Consider the following 5,347-nt stretch of genomic DNA (forward strand, 5'->3'; position numbering starts at 1 on the left):
TAGTAGGTAGTTTTGCCATTTACGGTTTTGCTGATGCGCCGGCCAAATGGGTCGTACTGGTAGCTGGCTATTTCTCCTTAAATATTCGTTTTAATTTATATAGTTCAGAATTTATACATCTGCAAATAATAATATATTAAAAAAAGCTTTAACTATTTAATCTTAGTTAAAGCCCAAATATATTTTACCGCTATTTTACTTATCCATAGCTTTATAGTTAATTGCAAATAAAATAAAGTACATTTTTATTAAACCATATCATAAAAAAAATTGTCTAATGCTTCTTGTTCAGTATTAAACCATTTTAAATATGAAAAGCTAAATTCTTCTCTAACTAATTCGTAATAATTTTTTTTTTGGCTTACACAATCCTTCTCGAAATCAGTATCATCGTATAAATAATCTATTGATATTACAGCAAACTTATTATCTTTCAATCTTTCTAACAAGTTAGCTTTACATATATTATCACAATCATTATTACATTGATTTATTAATATACTGCTTTCTTTATATAAATTTAGTCCCATTGTCGAACCCATTTTCCCTTCTTTACTCTCATATTGGTATTAGCTCTGAAATTTTTGAAACTAGTATGTATTTCTCCATTTGATTTTGTAATCACAACTCTATCTCCTAAACATGTACAGTATAACCTACCTCACTATCTTTATATTTTTTACATTCTCTTATAACTCTATTCCTATCACCCACTTGCCTATGTTTATCAGTAGCTGCTTGCTCTCCTACCATCCCCCATTTCAACGCTTCGCTTGCCAGTCTGTTTCAAGTAAAATTTAACGCACAAAATCGTATCCCATTTATTGCTACCCTTATTACAGCAACGATTAATGGAACAGCTATAGGAGCAATCTCCCCAGTCGGGTCACTGTATAAAAGCGGATTTCCACCTACATATCCATACGTGTTTACTCCTCCTGCTAACCCTAGATGTAGCAGGTGGAATTGCCGTTTGCAGTTTTGCTAGTACGAATGCCATATGGATTAATAGCTGGTCATTGCTGGTATAGGTTAAATCATTGATCTATTTTTTTCTTTCTCCCATTTAATCAATTAATTCTGCTAATTGAAGTGCCATTTTCTAATTCATCTGGTGCTGCCAGTCCAATTGTCAATGGCATTATTCTGTAAAATATGGCCGCTGCTCTGGTATTTCTATTTTAGTTTTACCAGAGCTAAGCGGTCTCATCAGTCAAACTAGTAAATTTTTTTTATAAATAAATGATTTCTTGACAAAAATCTTTATCGATTACAAACACCTCTATTCTGAAACCTTTAGGATAATCTTTAAAACCTGAGACATTCTCACGTTTCTTTTTTTCCTCAAGTGCTCTTTCTAAAGAAGAAAAAATGCCAATTCCGAATTCAGTTAAACCTTTCTGTTTTGTTTCCTTGGCATGAATTAATGTATAAACTTTGTTTTGAGTCATATTTAACTCCTTTTATAATATTAATTATCCAATTAAAAAGTAACAAATCCTTCACGCCACGAATCGTCATCTACAATAGCATCATGAATTTCTAATCTTTTTAAATTACTTTGATAATAACTTTTTGAAAAATTTTTTTTCCTTTCCAAAGCTATATCATAAGTACTATAAACCCCTAATGTTTGTTCTGTCTCAGCATCAAAATCTTCTGAATCAGGTGATTCAAGGGCTATTTCTTTATCACCATGATATGAATAAGTTACGTAATTTAATAGAAATACTTCCTTCATTTAATCATCCTTTTTAAATTAAATTTACTTGCGTCTATCTTAATAATGCTTAAAATGTAGATTAACTAACTATTTCAAATTATAGTTTATTTATAGCCTCTCCATGCCTTTTTAATTTGACTATACTCTGATTTTGCACCTTTCTTTGATTTTGGTAAAACTGTATCTTTCCCATATTTTTCTTTAATTAATCTAATAGCATATTGTTCAGGAGTTTCATCTTTATATGGTGGTTTTCCTCTTGCCCAGTCGGGAGTATCGTCAGCAGCTTCTTTACCCGATTGCTTTGAAATTCGTTTTTTAAATTCTCTTTTGCAATCAGAGTCTTTAGGATCACAATCTCCATTAGGTGAATTAGAACTACTATTTAAATCAATATTTACTTCATTACACTCTTTTCCCTTTTTTCTTTTATTTTTAGTTTTAGTTTTGTTTAAGATAGCAATTGATGGAAGTGATCCTAATTCTTCATTTCGATTTTTTATATTTTGATATAAACCATACAATGAATCACTTACAAATTTATTACATGCTGGTAACACTACACATGCACTTAAAATAGTGGCTCCTATTAATACTGGAACTATTACTTGAGCCAACTCCCCAGTTGGGTCACTATATACCAGCAGATTTCCACCTACATACCCATACGTGTTTACTCCTCCTGCTAACCCTATCGGGTCACTCTGAATATATCTCCCCGTCTTCGCGTCGTAATCCCTGAAGTAGTTATACGATAGTCCGGTCTCTTCGTCGTAATACTGTCCCGGAAACCTCAGGTTCATGGTGATTTGGTTATTTGCATCCAGTTCGCTGTTGCCAAACGCATCGCTATTAATTTTCCAGCTTTGTTCTCCTGCACTGTTTATTGCTAGTTGTGGGGTGCCCAGATGGTCTGTTATCAGGTAGTGATAGCTGGCATTTTTTAGGGTTTGGCCTTCGTTTAGATTCGCCTGCCATAAAGGGCTGGTGCCCCAATCGCTGTCCGGTATCCAGCCGTACGCTACTTGCATCCGTCCTGTCTGATCCAGTTCTGCTATCAGCCCTTCGCTGCTGTAGATGTAGTAGGTGGTTTTGCCATTTACGGTTTTGCTGATGCGCCGCCCAAACGGGTCATATTCGTAGCTGGCTACTTCTCTAGTGTCGTTGCAGACTTTACTCAAGCGTTCGACTGCATTTTAGCTTTTATTCAAAACAAATTAATTTTTGAAATTATCAATTATTTCAATTTGTTTCCAAAGAATAATTAATTCAATAAAATATAATAAAATATATATTTATATTAATTTTAATAGAATTTTTAACAAAAATCCCAACTTAAAAGCTGGGATTTCGTATTGACTAAAATTTTTTAATATCTATAGCATTTTTTAAATAACAATAAGATTATATTTAATTAATATATATCTGTATCTGTATCTGTATCTGTATCTATTTCTATAGTTAATTTAGCATCTAAAAGAGATATAAAATCTAAAGTATTTCTTTTTAGGTAAATATCTGATTCAATATCATTATAGATATAAGCAACTATAATAAACATATAATATAAATTATATTCTTTCTTTAATTTGAGTAATATTTCAGTTTTATCTTTAAGTCCATTAATTATTTGACATAATTGCTGATCTAAATCATTTATTGAATTTTCATAATTACGCAGACACCAAGTTGTTTCTATAGCTGGATGGTATTGTGCGTCTGTCATACTTCCTTTAATTCTAGTTTTTGTGGGCAAAATTCCTAGCAATTTTGTTACCTCATCAGGATTAAATTCTTCTCCGCACATTGCGAATTCTACCATTACTGTCGTTTGTTCCATTTCAAACTCCTATAAATAATAACCAGTAGGAATACCTTTTCCAGCTCCACCCTTCCTAAATATCCATAACTCTTTAGTTTCTTTATTAATATAAAGATCCCACTTAGACAGATCCTTGTTACCTACATATTCTGACTTAAGTTCATGTGCATCATACCCTTTTTTCTTCAAATAATTATCCTTTACTTTTTGTAAATTTCTAGGTTTATCTTTCCCATTATCTTGATCATCCGGGTCCGGCGGATTTGGTGATCCTCCTATTATATTATGGCTGCTTGTATCATTTATTTCTACATTTTCATCTCTACAGTCATCATCTGATCTATCATTAAATAGTGGGGGTGTAATTAAACTTTTAGCACCCCATCTAATGCCCCATCTGATTGCTTCTTTTGCCAGATATCTGCAAGCTGGATTAGCTGCACATAGTCGTATCCCTGCTATTGCAACTCCTGCTCCTGCAACTACCGCCGGAGCAATCTCCCCAGTCGGATCACTGTATACCAGCGGATTTCCACCTACATACCCATACGTGTTTACTCCTCCTGCTAACCCTATCGGGTCATTCTGAATATATCTCCCCGTCTTCGCGTCGTAATCCCTGAAGTAGTTATACGATAGTCCAGTCTCTTCGTCGTAATACTGTCCCGGAAACCTCAGGTTCATGGTGATTTGGTTATTGGCATCCAGTTCGCTGTTGCCAAACGCATCGCTGTTAATTTTCCAGCTTTGTTCTCCTGCACTGTTTATTGCTAGTTGTGGGGTGCCCAGATGGTCTGTTATCAGGTAGTGATAGCTGGCATTTTTTAGGGTTTGGCCTTCGTTTAGATTCGCCAGCCATAAGGGGCTGGTGCCCCAATCGCTGTCCGGTATCCAGCCGTACGCTACTTGCATCCGTCCAGTTTGATCCAGTTCAGCTATCAGCCCTTCGCTGCTGTAGATGTAGTAGGTGGTTTTGCCATTTACGGTTTTGCTGATGCGCCGGCCAAATGGGTCGTATTGGTAGCTGGCTATTTCTCCGCTGTCGTTACTGACTTTACTCAATCTCTCGGCGGCGTTATAGCTATAGCTGAGTTTTTTATTGGCGCTTTCTTCTGTCGCTAGCTGCCCGTTGATGGTGTAGCTGAGGCTGGTCTTTTGTTTGCCTTCCCCCCATTTGATGAGTTGGTTGAGGTCGTTGTACTACCACTCACCTGGTTGTTGGGCGCTACCGGTGCGGTTGCCGATGGCATCGTAGCTGTAGTGGCGTTCGAGCAGGTTTTGTCCTTTATTGACAAGTTTGTTTTGTACTAGTCGCTGTAAGACATCATAGCTGTTAATTTGTTCAATTTGTTAGTAAATGAAATGTGCTAATTTTTCTAAGTATATTTTTTTAAAATAATATCATAAACACTTAAGATTTAATTAACATAAATTATCATTACAATATGTATAATTATATTAAGATTTTTATTAAATTAATTTATGGGTTTATCATTTACAATAAAGCTCATCGATTTGTTTATTGTAATTCAGATAATAATTTTTAAATTTTTCCTTATCGTACAGCCGTTTATATAAATATGTCCTTCTGTAAATTGCATATAAAGTTTCTCTTCCACTATACATATTTATTTCCCAATCTTTAATGTCTATTTCCCATTGTTTGAGTGTAAATAATTGAATTTTTTCATAGTCAGACAAAAAATTTAATTTTTTAATTAATATAGTTTCCTTTAAACGTGCAATTGTCATATAACGATAAATATATTCATTACTCAATTTATTCTTATACAGATTAGTCT

At 34.1% G+C, this 5,347-nt stretch carries 7 protein-coding genes; all 7 read right to left on the reverse strand.

Going from position 1 to position 5,347, the window contains the following annotated elements:
* Positions 1–248: 248 nt before the first annotated feature.
* On the reverse strand, positions 249–542 hold the full coding sequence (locus ACQP6D_RS10910) for a hypothetical protein (RefSeq protein WP_371688053.1): 294 nt from the start codon (positions 540–542) through the stop codon (positions 249–251).
* A gap of 690 nt (positions 543–1,232) precedes the next feature.
* Positions 1,233–1,451 (reverse strand): hypothetical protein, encoded by a 219-nt coding sequence (locus tag ACQP6D_RS10915; protein ID WP_367644257.1) that lies wholly within the window; start codon positions 1,449–1,451, stop codon positions 1,233–1,235.
* Between the two features lie 32 nt (positions 1,452–1,483).
* Complete coding sequence (locus ACQP6D_RS10920; protein ID WP_427858217.1) at positions 1,484–1,741, reverse strand: hypothetical protein; 258 nt, start codon at positions 1,739–1,741, stop codon at positions 1,484–1,486.
* 86 nt (positions 1,742–1,827) lie between these two features.
* Positions 1,828–2,904, reverse strand: coding sequence for an RHS repeat domain-containing protein (locus ACQP6D_RS10925; RefSeq protein ID WP_427858218.1), 1,077 nt, complete (start codon positions 2,902–2,904; stop codon positions 1,828–1,830).
* A gap of 233 nt (positions 2,905–3,137) precedes the next feature.
* Positions 3,138–3,563: a DUF4279 domain-containing protein gene (locus ACQP6D_RS10930; RefSeq protein WP_427858219.1), complete on the reverse strand. Its 426-nt coding sequence runs from the start codon at positions 3,561–3,563 to the stop codon at positions 3,138–3,140.
* A gap of 9 nt (positions 3,564–3,572) precedes the next feature.
* Positions 3,573–4,607 (reverse strand): RHS repeat-associated core domain-containing protein, encoded by a 1,035-nt coding sequence (locus tag ACQP6D_RS10935; protein WP_427858221.1) that lies wholly within the window; start codon positions 4,605–4,607, stop codon positions 3,573–3,575.
* A 429-nt stretch (positions 4,608–5,036) separates the two neighbouring features.
* Positions 5,037–5,347, reverse strand: a 311-nt coding sequence (locus ACQP6D_RS10940) for a hypothetical protein (RefSeq protein WP_427858222.1), incomplete at its 5' end; no start/stop codon positions are given.

Origin of the sequence: Snodgrassella sp. CS2 (assembly GCF_050310315.1) — a bacterium.
GTDB lineage: Bacteria > Pseudomonadota > Gammaproteobacteria > Burkholderiales > Neisseriaceae > Snodgrassella > Snodgrassella alvi_E.